Source organism: Methylobacterium oryzisoli, from assembly GCF_046557895.1.
GTDB classification, from domain to species: Bacteria; Pseudomonadota; Alphaproteobacteria; order Rhizobiales; family Beijerinckiaceae; genus Methylobacterium; species Methylobacterium oryzisoli.
Map to the genome: position 1 here is coordinate 14,096 of NZ_JBKIBX010000018.1, position 13,956 is coordinate 28,051.

The 13,956-nt window shown below is 71.3% G+C and carries 20 protein-coding genes; 9 read left to right on the forward strand and 11 right to left on the reverse strand.

Features of this window, described 5'->3' with window-relative positions; all coding sequences use genetic code 11:
• Positions 1 to 2: 2 nt before the first annotated feature.
• The 4 genes from ACKUB9_RS18100 (at position 3) to ACKUB9_RS18115 (ending at position 1,734) form a co-directional block, all read left to right on the forward strand.
• On the forward strand, positions 3 to 320 hold the full coding sequence (locus ACKUB9_RS18100; RefSeq protein WP_407524979.1) for a hypothetical protein: 318 nt from the start codon (positions 3 to 5) through the stop codon (positions 318 to 320).
• Positions 321 to 384: 64 nt separating this feature from the next.
• Positions 385 to 528 (forward strand): hypothetical protein, encoded by a 144-nt coding sequence (locus ACKUB9_RS18105; RefSeq protein ID WP_407524982.1) that lies wholly within the window; start codon positions 385 to 387, stop codon positions 526 to 528.
• 405 nt (positions 529 to 933) lie between these two features.
• The gene (locus tag ACKUB9_RS18110; protein WP_407524985.1) at positions 934 to 1,239 is read left to right on the forward strand and encodes a helix-turn-helix domain-containing protein; all 306 of its coding nucleotides are present in this window, start codon (positions 934 to 936) and stop codon (positions 1,237 to 1,239) included.
• 234 nt (positions 1,240 to 1,473) lie between these two features.
• The gene (locus tag ACKUB9_RS18115) at positions 1,474 to 1,734 is read left to right on the forward strand and encodes a PepSY domain-containing protein (RefSeq protein WP_407524988.1); all 261 of its coding nucleotides are present in this window, start codon (positions 1,474 to 1,476) and stop codon (positions 1,732 to 1,734) included.
• A 108-nt stretch (positions 1,735 to 1,842) separates the two neighbouring features.
• On the opposite strand, the gene ACKUB9_RS18120 is transcribed toward ACKUB9_RS18115, so the two are convergent.
• From ACKUB9_RS18120 to ACKUB9_RS18155, 8 genes are all read right to left on the reverse strand, one after another.
• Entirely contained in the window at positions 1,843 to 2,490 is a 648-nt protein-coding gene (locus ACKUB9_RS18120) for a 2-dehydro-3-deoxy-6-phosphogalactonate aldolase (protein ID WP_407524991.1), read from the reverse strand.
• The gene (locus ACKUB9_RS18125; RefSeq protein WP_407524994.1) at positions 2,481 to 3,365 is read right to left on the reverse strand and encodes a 2-dehydro-3-deoxygalactonokinase; all 885 of its coding nucleotides are present in this window, start codon (positions 3,363 to 3,365) and stop codon (positions 2,481 to 2,483) included. The genes ACKUB9_RS18120 and ACKUB9_RS18125 overlap by 10 nt, the downstream gene beginning before the upstream one ends.
• A 46-nt stretch (positions 3,366 to 3,411) precedes the next feature.
• Positions 3,412 to 4,209 (reverse strand): lytic murein transglycosylase, encoded by a 798-nt coding sequence (locus ACKUB9_RS18130; protein WP_407524997.1) that lies wholly within the window; start codon positions 4,207 to 4,209, stop codon positions 3,412 to 3,414.
• Positions 4,210 to 4,347: 138 nt separating this feature from the next.
• Positions 4,348 to 5,130 (reverse strand): amino acid ABC transporter ATP-binding protein, encoded by a 783-nt coding sequence (locus tag ACKUB9_RS18135; protein WP_407525000.1) that lies wholly within the window; start codon positions 5,128 to 5,130, stop codon positions 4,348 to 4,350.
• 17 nt (positions 5,131 to 5,147) lie between these two features.
• Positions 5,148 to 5,984: a transporter substrate-binding domain-containing protein gene (locus ACKUB9_RS18140; protein ID WP_407525003.1), complete on the reverse strand. Its 837-nt coding sequence runs from the start codon at positions 5,982 to 5,984 to the stop codon at positions 5,148 to 5,150.
• 32 nt (positions 5,985 to 6,016) lie between these two features.
• Positions 6,017 to 6,667, reverse strand: a complete 651-nt coding sequence (locus tag ACKUB9_RS18145; protein ID WP_407525006.1) for an amino acid ABC transporter permease — start codon at positions 6,665 to 6,667, stop codon at positions 6,017 to 6,019.
• A 12-nt stretch (positions 6,668 to 6,679) separates the two neighbouring features.
• Complete coding sequence (locus tag ACKUB9_RS18150) at positions 6,680 to 7,351, reverse strand: amino acid ABC transporter permease (RefSeq protein ID WP_407525008.1); 672 nt, start codon at positions 7,349 to 7,351, stop codon at positions 6,680 to 6,682.
• Positions 7,352 to 7,393: 42 nt separating this feature from the next.
• On the reverse strand, positions 7,394 to 8,041 hold the full coding sequence (locus tag ACKUB9_RS18155; protein ID WP_407525011.1) for a biliverdin-producing heme oxygenase: 648 nt from the start codon (positions 8,039 to 8,041) through the stop codon (positions 7,394 to 7,396).
• A 166-nt stretch (positions 8,042 to 8,207) separates the two neighbouring features.
• On the opposite strand from ACKUB9_RS18155, the gene ACKUB9_RS18160 reads away from it, so the two are divergent.
• From ACKUB9_RS18160 to ACKUB9_RS18175, 4 genes are all read left to right on the forward strand, one after another.
• Positions 8,208 to 8,882, forward strand: coding sequence for a DUF938 domain-containing protein (locus ACKUB9_RS18160; protein ID WP_407525014.1), 675 nt, complete (start codon positions 8,208 to 8,210; stop codon positions 8,880 to 8,882).
• A complete protein-coding gene (locus tag ACKUB9_RS18165; protein WP_407525017.1) occupies positions 8,879 to 10,387 on the forward strand; it encodes a flavin-containing monooxygenase in 1,509 nt (502 codons plus the stop codon). The genes ACKUB9_RS18160 and ACKUB9_RS18165 overlap by 4 nt, the downstream gene beginning before the upstream one ends.
• 73 nt (positions 10,388 to 10,460) lie before the next feature.
• Complete coding sequence (locus ACKUB9_RS18170) at positions 10,461 to 10,643, forward strand: hypothetical protein (RefSeq protein ID WP_407525019.1); 183 nt, start codon at positions 10,461 to 10,463, stop codon at positions 10,641 to 10,643.
• Positions 10,643 to 10,870 (forward strand): hypothetical protein, encoded by a 228-nt coding sequence (locus ACKUB9_RS18175; RefSeq protein ID WP_407525022.1) that lies wholly within the window; start codon positions 10,643 to 10,645, stop codon positions 10,868 to 10,870. The genes ACKUB9_RS18170 and ACKUB9_RS18175 overlap by 1 nt, the downstream gene beginning before the upstream one ends.
• A gap of 293 nt (positions 10,871 to 11,163) precedes the next feature.
• On the opposite strand, the gene ACKUB9_RS18180 is transcribed toward ACKUB9_RS18175, so the two are convergent.
• The gene (locus tag ACKUB9_RS18180) at positions 11,164 to 11,652 is read right to left on the reverse strand and encodes a MarR family winged helix-turn-helix transcriptional regulator (protein WP_287740889.1); all 489 of its coding nucleotides are present in this window, start codon (positions 11,650 to 11,652) and stop codon (positions 11,164 to 11,166) included.
• Between the two features lie 207 nt (positions 11,653 to 11,859).
• Positions 11,860 to 13,068, reverse strand: coding sequence for an ABC transporter substrate-binding protein (locus ACKUB9_RS18185; protein ID WP_407525024.1), 1,209 nt, complete (start codon positions 13,066 to 13,068; stop codon positions 11,860 to 11,862).
• Positions 13,069 to 13,462: 394 nt separating this feature from the next.
• On the opposite strand from ACKUB9_RS18185, the gene rpmF reads away from it, so the two are divergent.
• Positions 13,463 to 13,648 carry a 50S ribosomal protein L32 gene (gene rpmF, locus ACKUB9_RS18190; RefSeq protein WP_410825860.1) on the forward strand — a complete coding sequence of 62 codons (186 nt, stop codon included), beginning with the start codon at positions 13,463 to 13,465 and terminating at the stop codon, positions 13,646 to 13,648.
• Here rpmF and ACKUB9_RS18195 read toward each other — a convergent pair.
• Positions 13,632 to 13,928: a hypothetical protein gene (locus ACKUB9_RS18195; protein WP_410825862.1), complete on the reverse strand. Its 297-nt coding sequence runs from the start codon at positions 13,926 to 13,928 to the stop codon at positions 13,632 to 13,634. The genes rpmF and ACKUB9_RS18195 overlap by 17 nt on opposite strands.
• Positions 13,929 to 13,956 lie beyond the last annotated feature (28 nt).

Here is a 13,956-nt window from a genome sequence, read left to right on the forward strand (position 1 = left end):
GGATGGCCGCCCCGCCGCGCACGCCGGACGGCCGCTACCTCGTGGTGCGCGGGCGGCTGTGGCGGCTCGCCGACCCGCACCTTGCCCCGGCCGAGCGGGAGCGCCTCGTGGGCGACCTGATGCGGGCCCGCCGGGCGGTGCGGGATGCCGGGGACGACGAGGCCCGGGCCGCCGCGCGGGCCCGGGTCGACGCGGCCAAGCGGGGCCTCGGGGAGCGCGGACCGGTCTGGTGGACGGACGGCGCGCCCGACTACAACCGCCGCATGGCGCGCACCACGCCCTACGCGGAGTGGTTCGCGGCGCTGGAGAGCGAGGGCTGAGGCGAGGGCGCCGTGCCGTGGATGACGGCAGGTGGGATCTGCGCCCTCGTCATGAGATCATGGCATGACCGCCGACGTGAGCGGTGCGGCTCACCATCTTGTTCGCATGGGCTTCGGCCGCGCGTCGTCTTTCAGTTTCCTTGACTGCACTACGGGCAACCCGCACTCTGTCACCGTGCACACCGTCATTCATACGGTTTACGCTTGATCCGTTCGAGTAAAGAGGAAGCGCCTCTCCCCTCTCCCGTGTGGGAGAGGGGCTGGCGATCGAAGATCGCGCGTGAGGGTGTGACGGTTCAGTGTGAAGCTGTGAGCGTCGTGAGGGGAACGGAACGGTTCGGACTCAAGCACGAAGCGTGGTGCTGGTAGCGGCAGCGTCGCGCCTGCTTGCGGCTCCCTCCCGCACCCTCACCCCTTCCCCTCTCCCACACGGGAGAGGGGATCCCGCGCTTTACTGATTTCGGAGCAGATCAGGCGGCGATCGTCTCAATTGTTCACCGACTTTGCCATTCGTGGCGACTGAAACTGTTCCGCCAGGGAGGCTGACGGCCGCGACCATGGATGGCGAATTTCTATTCAGACGCCCACCGTTCTGGCCACCAGGAATGACGCCATGACCGCATTCGGTAACCGTCTCATCCAAGCCGCCGAAGAAGCCGTCGCGATCGCCAAGGGCGAGGCCGATCCGGCCACGTTCCGTGTTCACGTCCCGGCCGACATCGATGTGCTCGCCATCCGCGCGGCCCTCGACATGACTCAGGCCGAGTTTGCCCGGAGCTTCGGCTTTCCGCTCGGCACTTTGCGCGACTTGGAGCAAGGTCGGGCGCGGCCGGACAGCTCAACGCGAGCTTACCTGACTGTCATTCAGCGCGATCCCAAGGCGGTTCGGCAGGCATTGACGCACGCAGATAAGAAATGATCCGCGCATGTCAATTCGGAGCTGAATCTCAACCCATGAATCCGACTTGTAAAACTTGCGCACATCTCGAAAAATCTTCATGAGGCGCATCTTCGGCCAGAACCGAAGTTATCCTAGGGCTCCTGGCGTCGGCCGGCGGTCGCGGCCCCTCGACGTTCCCACGGGCACGCGCGATATAGAGCCGGCTAATGTCCAGTCGGCTGCTCGCTGGACGTGACGACGGAGGAGAGTCCCATGCGCCGCTTCGTGCTGCCCCTGGCCCTGGCCACCGCCATCCCGCTCACCGGCGCCGCGCTGGCCGACCAGCCTCTGCCGGCCGATCAGCTCGCCAAGGTGGAGGCGCTCCTGCGGCAGGAGGGTTTTTCGAAGTGGAAGGAGATCGAGCTCGATGACGGCATGATCGAGGTCGATGACGCCGTCGATGCCAACGGCAAGCAGTTCGACCTGAAGCTCGACCCGACCACCCTGGCGATCAAGACCCGCAAGGCCGATTAAAGCATTTTCCGACGAAGTGGATACCGGTTCGGCGAAGAAAATGCGGCAAAATCAAAGACCTAGAGCACTGCCCGATTGCAACGCGATCGGGCAGTGCTCTAGGCGGCCTCAGCGCCCGAGCGCGGCGAGAAGGACCGCCGCCTTGGCGGCCACCGTGCCGGGCGCGTCACCCGGCTTGTAGAGCGAGGAGCCGCAGCCGAAGCCCGCCGCGCCCGCCTCCCGCCACGCCGCGAGGTTGCCGGCATCGACCCCGCCGACCGGCAGGAGCGGCACCTCCGGCGGGAGGACGGCGCGCAGGGCCCGCAGGGTCGCGGGGCCGCCGGCCTCGGCCGGAAACAGCTTCAGGGCGTCCGCACCGGCATCGAGGAGCGCGAACGCCTCCGCGGGCGTGAAGAAGCCCGGCATCGCCACCATGCCGCGGGTCTTGGCCTCGCGCACGAGGCCAGGATCGGCGTGCGGCGTCACGAGGAGGCGCCCGCCGGCCTCCGCCACCGCCGCCACCTCGACCGGGCGCCGGATCGTCCCGGCGCCGACGAGGGCGCGGTCGCCGAACCTGGTGCTCAGGCGGCGCACGCTCTCGATCGGCTCGGGCGAGTTGAGCGGCACCTCGATGACGACGATGCCGGCGGCCACGAGCGCGTCGCCCACCGCCTCGACCTCGTCGGGCCGCACGCCGCGCAGGATCGCCACGAGCGGGCAGCGGGCGAGCCAGTCCTTCACATCCAAGCTCTTCACGTCCAAGCCCTTCAGGTCCATGCGAGTCTCTCCCCGATCAGGGTCAGCCCCCGGGCGGCGGCATCCGGGTCGCCGCTGCGCGCCCGGCCGCCGCAGCCCGCGATCGCCCGAGCGTAGAGCGCCATCAGCGGCCCGGATCCGACGAGGTCGACCGGCACGTCTCCGCCCGGCCGGTTCTCCCGCACGTCGTGGCCGATCAGCAGGCCGGAGAGGTAGCTCGCCCCGTCGCCGGCCGCGAGCCGCCCGAACAGGCCGAGGGCGCGGGTGCCGAACAGGTGGTGGAGCAGCCCACCGGGCTCGCCCGAGCGCGCCACGCCCGCATCGAAGGCGGGCCCCGGCTCGGGCCGGCCTTCGATCATCCGGGCCAGGATGGTGTGGGCGGAGAGGGCCGCGAAGGCCTCGCCGGTGAGGCTGGTGGAGAAACCCGCGATGCAGCCGGCCCGGACCTCGACCCACTTCGCGTGGCTCCCCGGCAGGCAGAGCCACGCGTCGCCGCCGGCCTCCCGAAGCGCCCCGAAGACCTGCACCTCCTCGCCGCGCATCACCTCGGGCACGCCCGAGGCGTCCGCGGCGCTGAGGCCCGGCACGAGGCGCACCTGTGCGGCTCCCTCGAACGGCAGGGCGATCACGCCTGCCGCCAGGGCGTCGAGCCCGACCGGGCAGGGCAGGTAGGGCGCTTCGCGCCAGCCCTGGCGGCTGCCGACCATGCCGGAGAGGAGCACCTGCGCCTCGCCGGCCCGGAGCCAGTCGCCGACCATCTCGTCGAGGGCCTGCCCGAAGCCGCCGGGCGGCACGTGCAGGATGCCGCGGGCGCCCTCGCGGCGCTCCGCCACCGCCCCGTCCGACCCGAGCCGGTAGGCCCGGGCGCTGCTCGTGCCCCAGTCGATCGCGATCATGCCGGCAGGCTGCCGCGTCGGCGCGGCCGGCGCAATGCCCGGCGCCTTACTCGCCGTCGATCTGCCGTCCGAGCAGCGCCAGCGCCCGCTGGTAGACCGAGGCGGCGTTCCAGGCCTGGAGCGCGGCGAAATTGGCCTCGCCCGGCTGGTAGCCCGCGCCGGCGCGCCAGCCGTGCCCCTTGAGGAAGTTCGCCGTGGAGGTGAGCGCGACCGAGGAATTTTCCAGGCTGCCCCCTGTGCCGTAGTTCAGGATCGCCTTCGGCAGGAACTGGGTGTGGCCGAGTTCGCCGTGCATCGAGCCGCGGGTGCTCGCCGTGATGATGCCGCGGTCCACGAGCTTCAGGGCGGCGTAGAGCTGGTCGGTGAAGAAGGCCGAGCGGCGGCAATCATAGGCCAGGGTCGCCACCGCCGAGAGGGTGTTCTGGTTGCCGCGCACGGCCCCGAACCCGGTCTCCATGCCCCAGATGGCCAGGAGAGGCCCGGGCGGCACGCCGTAGCGGTCCTCGATCGAGGCGAACAGGGCGGCGTGGGTGCGCTTGAGCGCACGCCCGCGCGACACGATGGTGGAGCCGCCGCGCTTGGCCAGGAACTGGTCGAGGGACAGGCGGAAGCTCTTCTGGCCGCGATCGGCCGAGATGGTCGCCGTGTTGTAGGTGGTCGTCATCAGGGCCGCGACGGCGTTCGCGCTGACGCCGTTCGCCCGCGCCTCCTCGGCGAAGTCCCGCTTCCACGCCTCGAAGCCGCCCGGGCCGTTGCCGCATTGCGCCGCCTGCACGGTCCCGGCCGCGCAGAAGACCGCCAGCGCCGCGGCGGCGACGCTCTTCTTGTGACCGCCCTTGATCATCCGGATGTCCTCTTCCTCAGCGCGGGCGCGACGCTAGCACGCCGGATCACCCCGCGCAGACCGATCTCTCCATTCGGTAAAGACACCTCGATCGGGGCTGTGGCATTTGCGGGGCAGACCGTCTCGATTGGTCCAGGCTCAATGGGTCCCGGGCAGCCCCGCCGGCAGGATCTGGCCGAGGAACTGGCGCGTGCGCTCGTTGCGCGGGCTGCCGAAGAACGAAGCGGGCGGCGCCTCCTCGACGATCTCGCCGCGATCCATGAACACCACCCGGTCGGCGACCCGGCGGGCGAAGCCCATCTCGTGGGTGACCACCAGCATGGTCATGCCGCTCTCGGCGAGTTCGACCATCACGTCGAGCACCTCGTTGACCATCTCGGGGTCGAGGGCCGAGGTCGGCTCGTCGAACAGCATGATCTTGGGGTTCATGCACAGCGAGCGGGCGATGGCGACGCGCTGCTGCTGCCCGCCCGAGAGCTGCACCGGGTACTTGTGCGCCTGCTCGGGGATGCGCACCCGGGCGAGGTAGGTGCGGGCCGCCTCCTCGGCGGCGGCCCGGCTGAGCCCGCGCACCTTCATCGGCGCGAGCATGCAGTTCTCCAAGGCTGTGAGGTGGGGGAAGAGGTTGAAGCGCTGGAAGACCATGCCGATCTCGCGCCGCACGACGTCGAGGCCCGGCAGGTCCGGCCGCAACTCGACGCCGTCGACCGTGATGGTGCCCTCCTGGTGCGCTTCGAGCTGGTTTAGACAGCGGATCAGCGTCGACTTGCCCGAGCCCGACGGCCCGCAGATGACGATCCGCTCGGCGCGGTGCACGGTGAGGTCGATGGCCCGCAGCACCTGGAAGCTGCCGAACCACTTGCTCACGCCGCGCATCGTGACGACGGGGGCGCCCTCGCCGGCCGGCTCGCTCACGGCCATCCCTCTTCCCCCGCGGCTCAGAACTGCGGCATCGGCGGCAGCGTGCCGAGCGGGGTGCCGAACCAGCGCTTGTTGATCTCGTCGAGCTGCCCGTTGCCGGCGATCTCGGCGATGAAGCCGTTGGCGTAGTCGCGCAGGGCCGTGTCCGCCTTGCGGAAGGCCATGCCGTTGGCCTGCTGGCGCAGGTTGAACTTCGGCTCGATCTGGAGCGAGGCGTAGTCCTTGGTGAGCTGCGCGAGCACGGTGTTGCTGGCGCCGATCGACTGCACCTGGCCCGAGATGATCGCCTGCGTGGTGGTGGCGTCGTCGTCGAAGCGCATGACGCGGGTGCCGGAGGGCGCGATGGCCGAGACGGCGGTGTCCTGCGTGCTCGCCCGCGCCACCCCGATCGTCACCGATTTCAGGTCCTCGGGCTTGCTGATGGCGAGCGACTTCGGCGCCAGCACGTAGGTGGTCAGCGCGCTGTAGGGGTTGGAGAAGAGCACCTGCCGCGAGCGCTCGGCGGTGATGCCGAAGGTCGCGATCAGGAGGTCGATCTTGTTGGTGAGGAGGTAGGGAATCCGGTTCGGCCCCGTCACCGGGACGAGTTCGAGCTGGACGCCGAGCTTCTTGGCGAAGAGCCGGGCGACGTCGACGTCGTAGCCCGCGGGCTGCTGCTGGGCGTCGGTGCCGCCGAAGGGCGGGTAGTCGGTGAGCACGCCGACCACGACCTTGCCCTTGGCCTTGATCTCCTCCGGCGTCGCCGCCGCGGCCGGACTCGCGCCCGCCGCGAGGCCGGCAAAGAGGCCAGCCAACAGGAGGCCCCCCGCCAGCATCGATCCGAAGCGCCGCCGCACCATCGTCACTCGCGTCATCCGGTTCCTCCCTGTCCGCCGCACGCGGCCGTTCATCGGCTCGCGAGGGTGAGCTTCCTCTCGATCCGCCGGCTGTAGGCCGAGAGCGGCCAGCAGATCACGAAATAGACGAGCGCCACCAGCCCGAAGAGCGTGAAGGGCCGGAAGGTGGCGTTGTTGATGATCTGCGCGGCGCGCGTCAGCTCGACGAAGCCGATGATCGAGGCGAGCGAGGTCGCCTTGATGAGCTGGACCAGGAAGCCGATGGTCGGCGGGACGGCGATGCGCACCGCCTGCGGCACCACCACGAGCGCCATGCGCGGCCAGTAGCGCAGGCCCAGGGCCGTCGCGGCCTCGGTCTGCCCGCGCGGCACGGTCTCGATGCTGCCGCGCCAGATCTCGCCCAGGAACGCGCTCGCGTGCAGCGACAGGCCGAGCGCCGCCGCGGTCCAGGGATCGACGTTGATCCCGAAGATGCTGGGCACGAAGAAGGCCAGGAAGAGCTGCATCAGCAGCGGGGTGCCCTGAAATACCGTGATGTAGCCGCGCGCCAGGAGGCGCAGGAGCCGGATCTCGCCGGTGCGCGCGAGCGCCACCGCGAGTCCGCCCAGCGCGCCGCCCAGGAAGGCGATCAGCGACAGGAGCAGCGTCCAGCGCACCGCCAGCAGGATGAACAGGATGTCGCCTTCGCTCAACGTCCGCATGGCGGGGCGCTCCTATCGGCGGCTGGGCTTGCGCAGGAAGGCATGCTCGATGCCCGCGAAGGCGGTCCACAGCACGACCGAGATGGCGAAGTAGATGCCCGTGACGACGAGGTAGACCTCGAAGCTACGGAAGTTGCGGGACTGGATGTCGCCGGCCGCCGCCGTCAGCTCGCTCGCGGCGATCGCCGAGCAGACGCTGGAATTCAGCATCAGCAGGATGAACTGGCTCGTCAGCGCCGGGTAGATCGCCTGGATCGCCGGCTTGAGCACGACGTAGCGGAAGATCTGCAGCGGCTTCATCCCCAGCGACTTGCCGGCCTCGATCTGGCCGCCGTCGATGCTCTCGATGCCGGCGCGGATGATCTCGATGCCGTAGGCCCCGACATTGACCACGAGCGCGGTCAGCGCGGCGGCGTCGGGCGAGAGGCGCAGCCCGATCGAGGGCAGGCCGAAGAAGATCAGGAAGATCTGGATCAGGAACGGGGTGTTGCGGATCAGCTCGATGTAGGCGTCGATGATCCAGCGCAGCCAGACCGGCCCCGAGGTCTTGGCCAGCGCGCCCAGCACCGCCACCACCATGCCGATGGCCATGGCCAGCATCGACAGGATCAGGGTGTGGGCGGCGCCGGCCGCGAGTTCGGGCCAGTAGGCGAAGACTTCGCCGAACTCGAACTCGTAGGTCATGGCCGCCCGTGCATCCTTCCGTGACCGATCCGGGATCCTCGACTAGCCCTGCCGGACCGCCAGGGACCCGGCGTCAGATTCCGCCGCCGCGCGCTCGAAGGCCGCGAAGGCGGCGAGCGCCCCCTCGGTCATCCGCCGGAGGCCCGCCTCGTCCGGCGCCGCGCGGTCGAGCCGCGCGAGGAAGCTCGGCCACAGGCGCTGCCTGCGGCCGTGGTCGAGGTAGCGCAGGTTGGCGCAGACCGCCGGATCGCCTCCGTCGAGCACCGCCCGCCGGATCATCGCCCCGCCGAGCCGCGAGCCCTCCAGCACGTACAGCACGCCGAGGAGCGTGTCGCGGTCGAAGAGACCCCCGATGGGGCTGGCCGGCGCGCAGGGCTCGCCGAGACCCGCGAGGTCGGCGAGCAGCGCCGCGCCGCGGCGGCGCGCGGGCCAGTCCGGCAGCACGGAGGCGGCTTCGGACGCGTCGAGCCGCGCCTCCAGCGGGATCAGCGCGGCGGCCGAGGCCCGCAGGAAGGCGCCGTAGGGGCCGCGCTCGGGCAGGCGCGCGAGGTCGAAGGCCGCGTCGAGCCGCCGATGGGCCGCCTCGGTGCGGGACCGCAGCACCGCGTGGACGCGCCCGTCCCGGCCCGCCGCGGCGGGCGATCTTTCGCCCGGCGGCACCGGATGCGCGGCGGGGAGCGGCAGTGGCACGGCGGGGGCGTCTCCTGGCGATCCGCGGGATGCGGCCGGCGATGGCGATGCGGCCGCGCCTTCGGCAGAGACGGCCGCGCTCCCGCCCCTACCCGTTCGGAGCGATCCTGCCTAGAGTCCGCCCGCGCCGCCGGACGGCGCGGGGCGCGGCGGAGCAGGGCGCGCGATGCTCGGATGGGACTTGGAGGGGGAGGCGCTGATCGCGCCTGCGGTCGCCCGCAACCGGGAGGCGATCCTCGGCGTGCTGCGCCGCGTGCTCCCGCCCACGGGCCTCGTGCTGGAGGTGGCCAGCGGCTCAGGGGAGCACGCCGTGTACGTGGCGGGGGCCTGCCCCGGCCTCGTCTGGCAGCCGAGCGACCCGGAGCCGGCGTCGCGGCGCAGCATCGCGGCGCATGCCCGGATGGCGGGCCTGCCCAATCTCCTGCCGCCCCTCGCCCTCGACGCGGCGGCCCCGCACTGGCCGGTGGAGCGGGCCGACACGGTGGTGGCGATCAACCTCGTCCACATCGCCCCCATCGCGGCGGCCGAAGGGCTGATGGCGGGGGCCGGCCGCCTCCTGCCGGCGGGCGCGCCGCTGGTGCTCTACGGCCCGTTCCTGGAGCAAGGTGTTTCCACCGCCCCCGGCAACGCCGCCTTCGACGCCGATCTGCGGCGGCGCGACCCGGCCTGGGGCCTGCGCGAGGTGGCGGACCTGGCCGCCTGCGCCCGCGCGCGCGGGCTCATCCTCGCCGAGCGGATCGCGATGCCGGCCAACAATCTCACCCTGGTGTTTCGCGCCGGAGGCGAACGTCGCGCCGGAGGCGAGACGCCAGTCCCCGACCGAGGAGGCGACGCCCCGTGAGTTCCAGCTCCGCCCCGTCCGACGCCACTGGCGCCCGGCACCTCGACGTGCTGGTGGTCGGCGCCGGCATCTCCGGCATCAGCGCGGGCCACGCCCTGCAGACGCGCTGCCCGACGCAGAGCTACGCCATCCTGGAGGCGCGCGAGGCGATCGGCGGCACCTGGGACCTGTTTCGCTATCCCGGCCTGCGCTCCGATTCCGATCTCTACACCTTCGGCTTCAGCTTCCGGCCCTGGTCCGGGGACCGGTCCATCGCCGACGGACCGGCGATCCTGCGCTACCTGCACGAGACGGCCGCCGAGTTCGGCATCGACCGCAGGATCCGCTACCGCCACCGGGTCGTCTCGGCCGCCTGGCACGCGGCGGACGCGCGCTGGCGCGTGGAGGTGCAGGTCGGCGACGATCCCGCGCCGGTCCGCTTCACCTGCCGCTTCCTCTACGTCTGCGCCGGCTACTACGATTACGACGAGGGCTACCGGCCGGACTGGCCCGGCACCGAGCGCTTCGCCGGGCCCATCATCCACCCGCAGGCTTGGCCGGAGGATCTCGACTACGCGGGGAAGCGCGTGGTGGTGATCGGCAGCGGCGCCACCGCGGTCACGCTGGTGCCGGAGATGGCCCGCAGTGCCGCCCACGTCACCATGCTGCAGCGCTCGCCCACCTACGTGCTGACGATGCCGGCCGAGGACCCGATCGCGAACTGGCTGCGCCGCCGCCTGCCGGCCCGCCTCGCGCACGGCCTCGCGCGCTGGAAGAACGTGTTTCTCACCCTCGCCTTCTACCAGTTCGCCCGCCGCAAGCCGGACTGGATGGCGCGCCAGATCATCGGGCTGGCCCGCCGGCAGCTCGGGCCGGACTACGACGTCGCCACGCATTTCACGCCGGCCTACAAGCCCTGGGACCAGCGGCTCTGCCTCGTGCCGGACGGCGACCTGTTCCAGTCGATCCGCTCCGGCCAAGCCTCGGTGGTGACCGACCGGATCGAGACCTTCACGCCGCGCGGACTGCAGCTCGCCTCCGGGCGGCATCTCGACGCCGACATCGTGGTGGCGGCCACCGGCCTCAAGCTGCGGATGATGGGCGGCCTGACGCTCACCGTCGACGGGCGCCCGGTCGAGGCGCCCGCGACCTTCCTGTACCGGGGGATGATGCTGAGCGACGTGCCGAACCTCGCGGTCGCGATCGGCTACACCAACGCCTCCTGGACCCTCAAATGCGAGCTGACCGCGCGCTTCGTCTGCCGCCTGATCAACCGCATGGCGGCGCGCGGCGACGAGTGGTGCGTGCCGCGCCGGGGCGAGGCGACCGGCGAGGCGCCGCTGATCGATTTCTCGTCCGGCTACATCCAGCGGGCGCACGATCTGCTGCCCAAGCAGGGCGCGAGCAAGCCCTGGAAGCTCTACCAGAACTACCTGCTCGACCTCGCCACCCTGCGCTTCGGCAGCCTGGAGGACGGCGCGCTGGAATTCGGACGCCGCCCGGCGGCGGAGCGCCGCGCCGCCTGAGCCCGGCCGCCGGGCGATGGAACAGGGCGTACTCCCCCGGGGTTGGCTCGACATCACCAGCACCGGAGGAACGATGACGACGAAGCCCCCTCCCGTCCCGCCCGCGAACCGGTCCGACAAGGGGCCGGGCAGCGCCGCGCCGGCCCCGCTCGCCGAGGGCCAGGGTTCCTCGCAGACGAAGGATCCCGACAAGATCGGCCAGACCGGGAACACCAAGGTGAACACGGTGAACCAGGGCTACCAGCAGGACCGGTGATGAGCACGTCGAAGAAGAACCCCGCCGCGAACCGCCATCACGGCGGCCCCGGCAGCAGCCACCAGGACCAGTCCGAGCCCGCCACCGAGGAGCATCACGGCCCGACGCCCGGCAGCCCGACCAACACGTCGAAATCCGGGGTCTCCGGCGGCGGCGGCGAGCGCGACGCGCATCACCGGCACAGCAACCTGGGCCACGCGCCGGACCGGACCGACCGGTCCCACTGAGGCCTGATCGCGGCGGAAAGGCTGAGCCCGGGCACGCCCGCCGGGCCGCCGCTCACACGATTTCCGCCTGATCTGTCCAGGAATCAATGAAGCGCGGGAGCCCCTCTCCCGAGTGGGAGAGGGGTAGGGGTGAGGGTGTGACGGTTCTGAGTCGAGCACCGAACGTCCCGCTGCCAGCACGAGGCTCAGCGCTTCACATTGAACCGTCGCCACCCTCACCCCCAACCCCTCTCCCACTCGGGAGAGGGGAGAAACGCCACTTCTTTACTCGAACGAATCAAGCGTAAACCGTATCACAGCCCCTCGTCCCCCTCCGGTCCCGCCTCCTCGTCCGCCATGTCGCGGCAGCCCTGCTCCACGCGACGCAGCAGGCGCAGCAGCACCGCGCGCTCCTCGGGCTCCAGCAGGGTGGCGATCCGCTCCTCGTGCGCGGCCTCGCGGCGGTGGAGTTCGGTCATCAGCGCCGCGCCGGCCTCGGTGAGGAACAGCGCGTGCGAGCGCCGGTCGGCGGGCGCGGGCTCCCGCCGCACGAGGCCGCGCCGCTCCAGCTCGTCGAGGAGCGGCCCGACATTCGCCCGCTTGATGCCGATGAGCGCGCCGATCTGGCTCGGTTTGAGGCCCGGCGTGCCCTCGATGACGTTCAGGACGCCGAGCTGGGTCTGGCGCACGTCGAGATCGGAAAAGATCTGGACGAAGCTGCGGGAGATGGCGACCTGGGTGCGCCGCAGGGTGTAACCGAGCAGCCCTTCGAGGTGGGCGAGGCCGACGAACTCTCTCTGCAACTCCGGCGCGTCCCTGTGAGCGGAATCCTCCCCCGCCACCTGCCCGTGATCGCCCTCGCGCGCAAGCCTGAGCAGACCTGCACGGGACAAGTCTGCTGAGGCTCTTGATGGTGCATCACGGCCGCCGCCGAACCGGCGACCGCTTCGGCACCAGCCGATCAGGCGGCACCGGCCGATCCGGCCGGCGGAATGATGCTCAGGGCCGGCTCAGCCGCCCGCGCAGGCCGGGTTCATCGGCAGGAAGGCCTCCGCGGCCGGGATGGTGCGGACGGGGACGTAGTAGTCCCACGGCCGCTTGCTCTCGGCGGGCGTCTTCACGCGCCAGAGGGTGGTGTCGTAGAGCAGGCGCCCGTCCGCCCGCAGGGTCGCGCTCTGCCCGAACAGCGCCACGGGGGCCGCGCGCATCGCCTTGTTCACGGCGAGCGCCTCGTCGGTGCCGGCCGCCTCGATCGCCTTCAGGTAGTGGCGCGTCGCCGTGTAGATCAGCGCATGGATCTTGGTCGGCATGCTGCCCACCGCCTCGAAGAAGCGCTTGGCGAAGGCCCGCGTCTCGTCGTTCTGGTCCCAGTAGAAGACCGACGAGAAGGTCAGGTTCTGCGCCACGGGCAGCCCGAGGCCGTGGATGTCCGTGACGTAGACGAGGAAGCCCGCGATGGTCTGGCTGCCGGTCATCAGCCCGAACTCGTTGGCCTGCTTGACCGCCTTGATGAAGTCGTCGCCGACGCTCGCCAGCGCGACCACGTCGGCGCCCGAGGCCTGGGCCTGCAGCACGAAGGACGAGTAGTCGGAGGTGCCGATCGGATGGCGCGAGGTGCCCACCACCTTGCCGCCGAGGCTTTGGATGACCTCGGTGGCCTGCTTCTGCAGGGCAGCCCCGAAGGCGTGGTCGACGGTGATGAAGTACCACGACTTGCCGCCGCGCTCGTAGACCGCGCGGGCGGTGCCGGCGGTGAGCGCATGGGTGTCGTCGGTCCAGTGCGAGCTCACGGGCGAGCAGGACTTGGCGGTGAGATCCTGGGTCGCCGCCGAGGTGATCATCACCGTGCGGTTCTTCTCGCGGGCCACCGCCTGGACGGCGAGCGCGATGGCGGTGACCGGCAGGTCGATGATCGCGTCGACCCGGTCGACGTCGTACCAGCGCCGCGCCAGCGCCGAGGCGACGTCCGGCTTGTTCTGGTGGTCGGCCGAGACCACCTCGACCGGCTTGCCGAGCACCTTCCCCCCTGCGTCGCGCACCGCCATCTGGGCGGCGGCCACCGATCCCTTGCCGCCGCTGTCCGCGTAGGGGCCGGAGAGGTCGGTGAGCACCCCGATCCGCACCACGTCGTCGGAGACCTGCGCCGCGGCGGAGCCCGCGAGGAGGAGGCCGAGGGCGAGCGGCACGAGGGCATACGGAAGACGGGCGCAACGGGGCACGGTGGTTCCTCCCTGAAGAGCAGCCCGGGCTGTCCCGCCCGGTGGCTGTCGGGTCCCGGCGGACCCGCGCGGGGCGGCCCGGCCGGGGCTTCGATCCTGCACACGGCCGCCGAACCGGCGGCCGTGGCGGCGCAGGATGCTTAGAGCAGTGCCCGATCGCGTTGCAATCGGGCACTGCTCTAAGTTTTTGATTTGCCGCATTTTCTGCGACGAACCGGCATCCACTTCGTCGGAAAATGCTCTAGCCGATCGCGGCCGCGTCCGCACCTCCGGTTGGGGGCTAGCCAGCGCGGTCCGTGCCCGGTATAAGCCGCGCTCCAATCGGATCCCAGGGTGCGCGGCGGCTCCGCCCGGAGCGGCCCCGCGCCCGTTTTGTTGCAAGAGACGACGTGTCATGGCCGTTCCGAAGCGAAAGACCTCCCCGTCGCGGCGCGGCATGCGCCGCTCCGCCGATGCCCTCAAGGCCCCGCCCTACGTCGAGGACAAGGATTCGGGCGAGCTGCGCCGCCCGCACCACATCGACCTGAAGACCGGCATGTACCGCGGCCGGCAGGTGATGAAGGTCAAGACCGAGGCGTGATGGCTTTCGGGGCGGCTGCGCCGCCTGTCGGGGTGGCCCGGGCCGCCCCCCGTCCTCCGAGCCGCCGGGCTCCCGCCGCGTAGCGCTCCGACGCCTCGCGGCTGCGCCGCAGGCGCGAGGGGCGCAAGGCCCCGGACGGACCATCGATCAGCTGCACCAGGAAGGTCGCCAGCGGGCGGGCGGAAACACTCGCCGCCGGCCGCGGCGCCTCGATCACCGTGAGCGCCCGCGAGGGCGCGGCCTCGTCCGTCTCCGTCCGCTCCGTGTCGGAATGGGACATGTTCCAGCCTCCCCGCGGGGTTCGACGG

Bases quoted from the DNA above. Each gene is read 5' to 3' on its own strand.
- ACKUB9_RS18135 (WP_407525000.1), bottom strand. From the start codon at position 5,130: ATGGCCGTGAGCGAGCCGGCCGGCGAGGGCGCCCCCGTCGTCACGATG.
- ACKUB9_RS18175 (WP_407525022.1), top strand. From the start codon at position 10,643: ATGAGCACGTCGAAGAAGAACCCCGCCGCGAACCGCCATCACGGCGGC.
- ACKUB9_RS18125 (WP_407524994.1), bottom strand. From the start codon at position 3,365: ATGATCGCGATCGACTGGGGCACGAGCAGCGCCCGGGCCTACCGGCTC.
- ACKUB9_RS18115 (WP_407524988.1), top strand. From the start codon at position 1,474: ATGCGCCGCTTCGTGCTGCCCCTGGCCCTGGCCACCGCCATCCCGCTC.
- rpmF (WP_410825860.1), top strand. From the start codon at position 13,463: ATGGCCGTTCCGAAGCGAAAGACCTCCCCGTCGCGGCGCGGCATGCGC.
- ACKUB9_RS18150 (WP_407525008.1), bottom strand. From the start codon at position 7,351: ATGACCTACGAGTTCGAGTTCGGCGAAGTCTTCGCCTACTGGCCCGAA.
- ACKUB9_RS18100 (WP_407524979.1), top strand. From the start codon at position 3: ATGGCCGCCCCGCCGCGCACGCCGGACGGCCGCTACCTCGTGGTGCGC.
- ACKUB9_RS18105 (WP_407524982.1), top strand. From the start codon at position 385: ATGACCGCCGACGTGAGCGGTGCGGCTCACCATCTTGTTCGCATGGGC.
- ACKUB9_RS18145 (WP_407525006.1), bottom strand. From the start codon at position 6,667: ATGCGGACGTTGAGCGAAGGCGACATCCTGTTCATCCTGCTGGCGGTG.
- ACKUB9_RS18140 (WP_407525003.1), bottom strand. From the start codon at position 5,984: ATGACGCGAGTGACGATGGTGCGGCGGCGCTTCGGATCGATGCTGGCG.
- ACKUB9_RS18170 (WP_407525019.1), top strand. From the start codon at position 10,461: ATGACGACGAAGCCCCCTCCCGTCCCGCCCGCGAACCGGTCCGACAAG.
- ACKUB9_RS18130 (WP_407524997.1), bottom strand. From the start codon at position 4,209: ATGATCAAGGGCGGTCACAAGAAGAGCGTCGCCGCCGCGGCGCTGGCG.
- ACKUB9_RS18120 (WP_407524991.1), bottom strand. From the start codon at position 2,490: ATGGACCTGAAGGGCTTGGACGTGAAGAGCTTGGATGTGAAGGACTGG.
- ACKUB9_RS18195 (WP_410825862.1), bottom strand. From the start codon at position 13,928: ATGTCCCATTCCGACACGGAGCGGACGGAGACGGACGAGGCCGCGCCC.
- ACKUB9_RS18110 (WP_407524985.1), top strand. From the start codon at position 934: ATGACCGCATTCGGTAACCGTCTCATCCAAGCCGCCGAAGAAGCCGTC.
- ACKUB9_RS18160 (WP_407525014.1), top strand. From the start codon at position 8,208: ATGCTCGGATGGGACTTGGAGGGGGAGGCGCTGATCGCGCCTGCGGTC.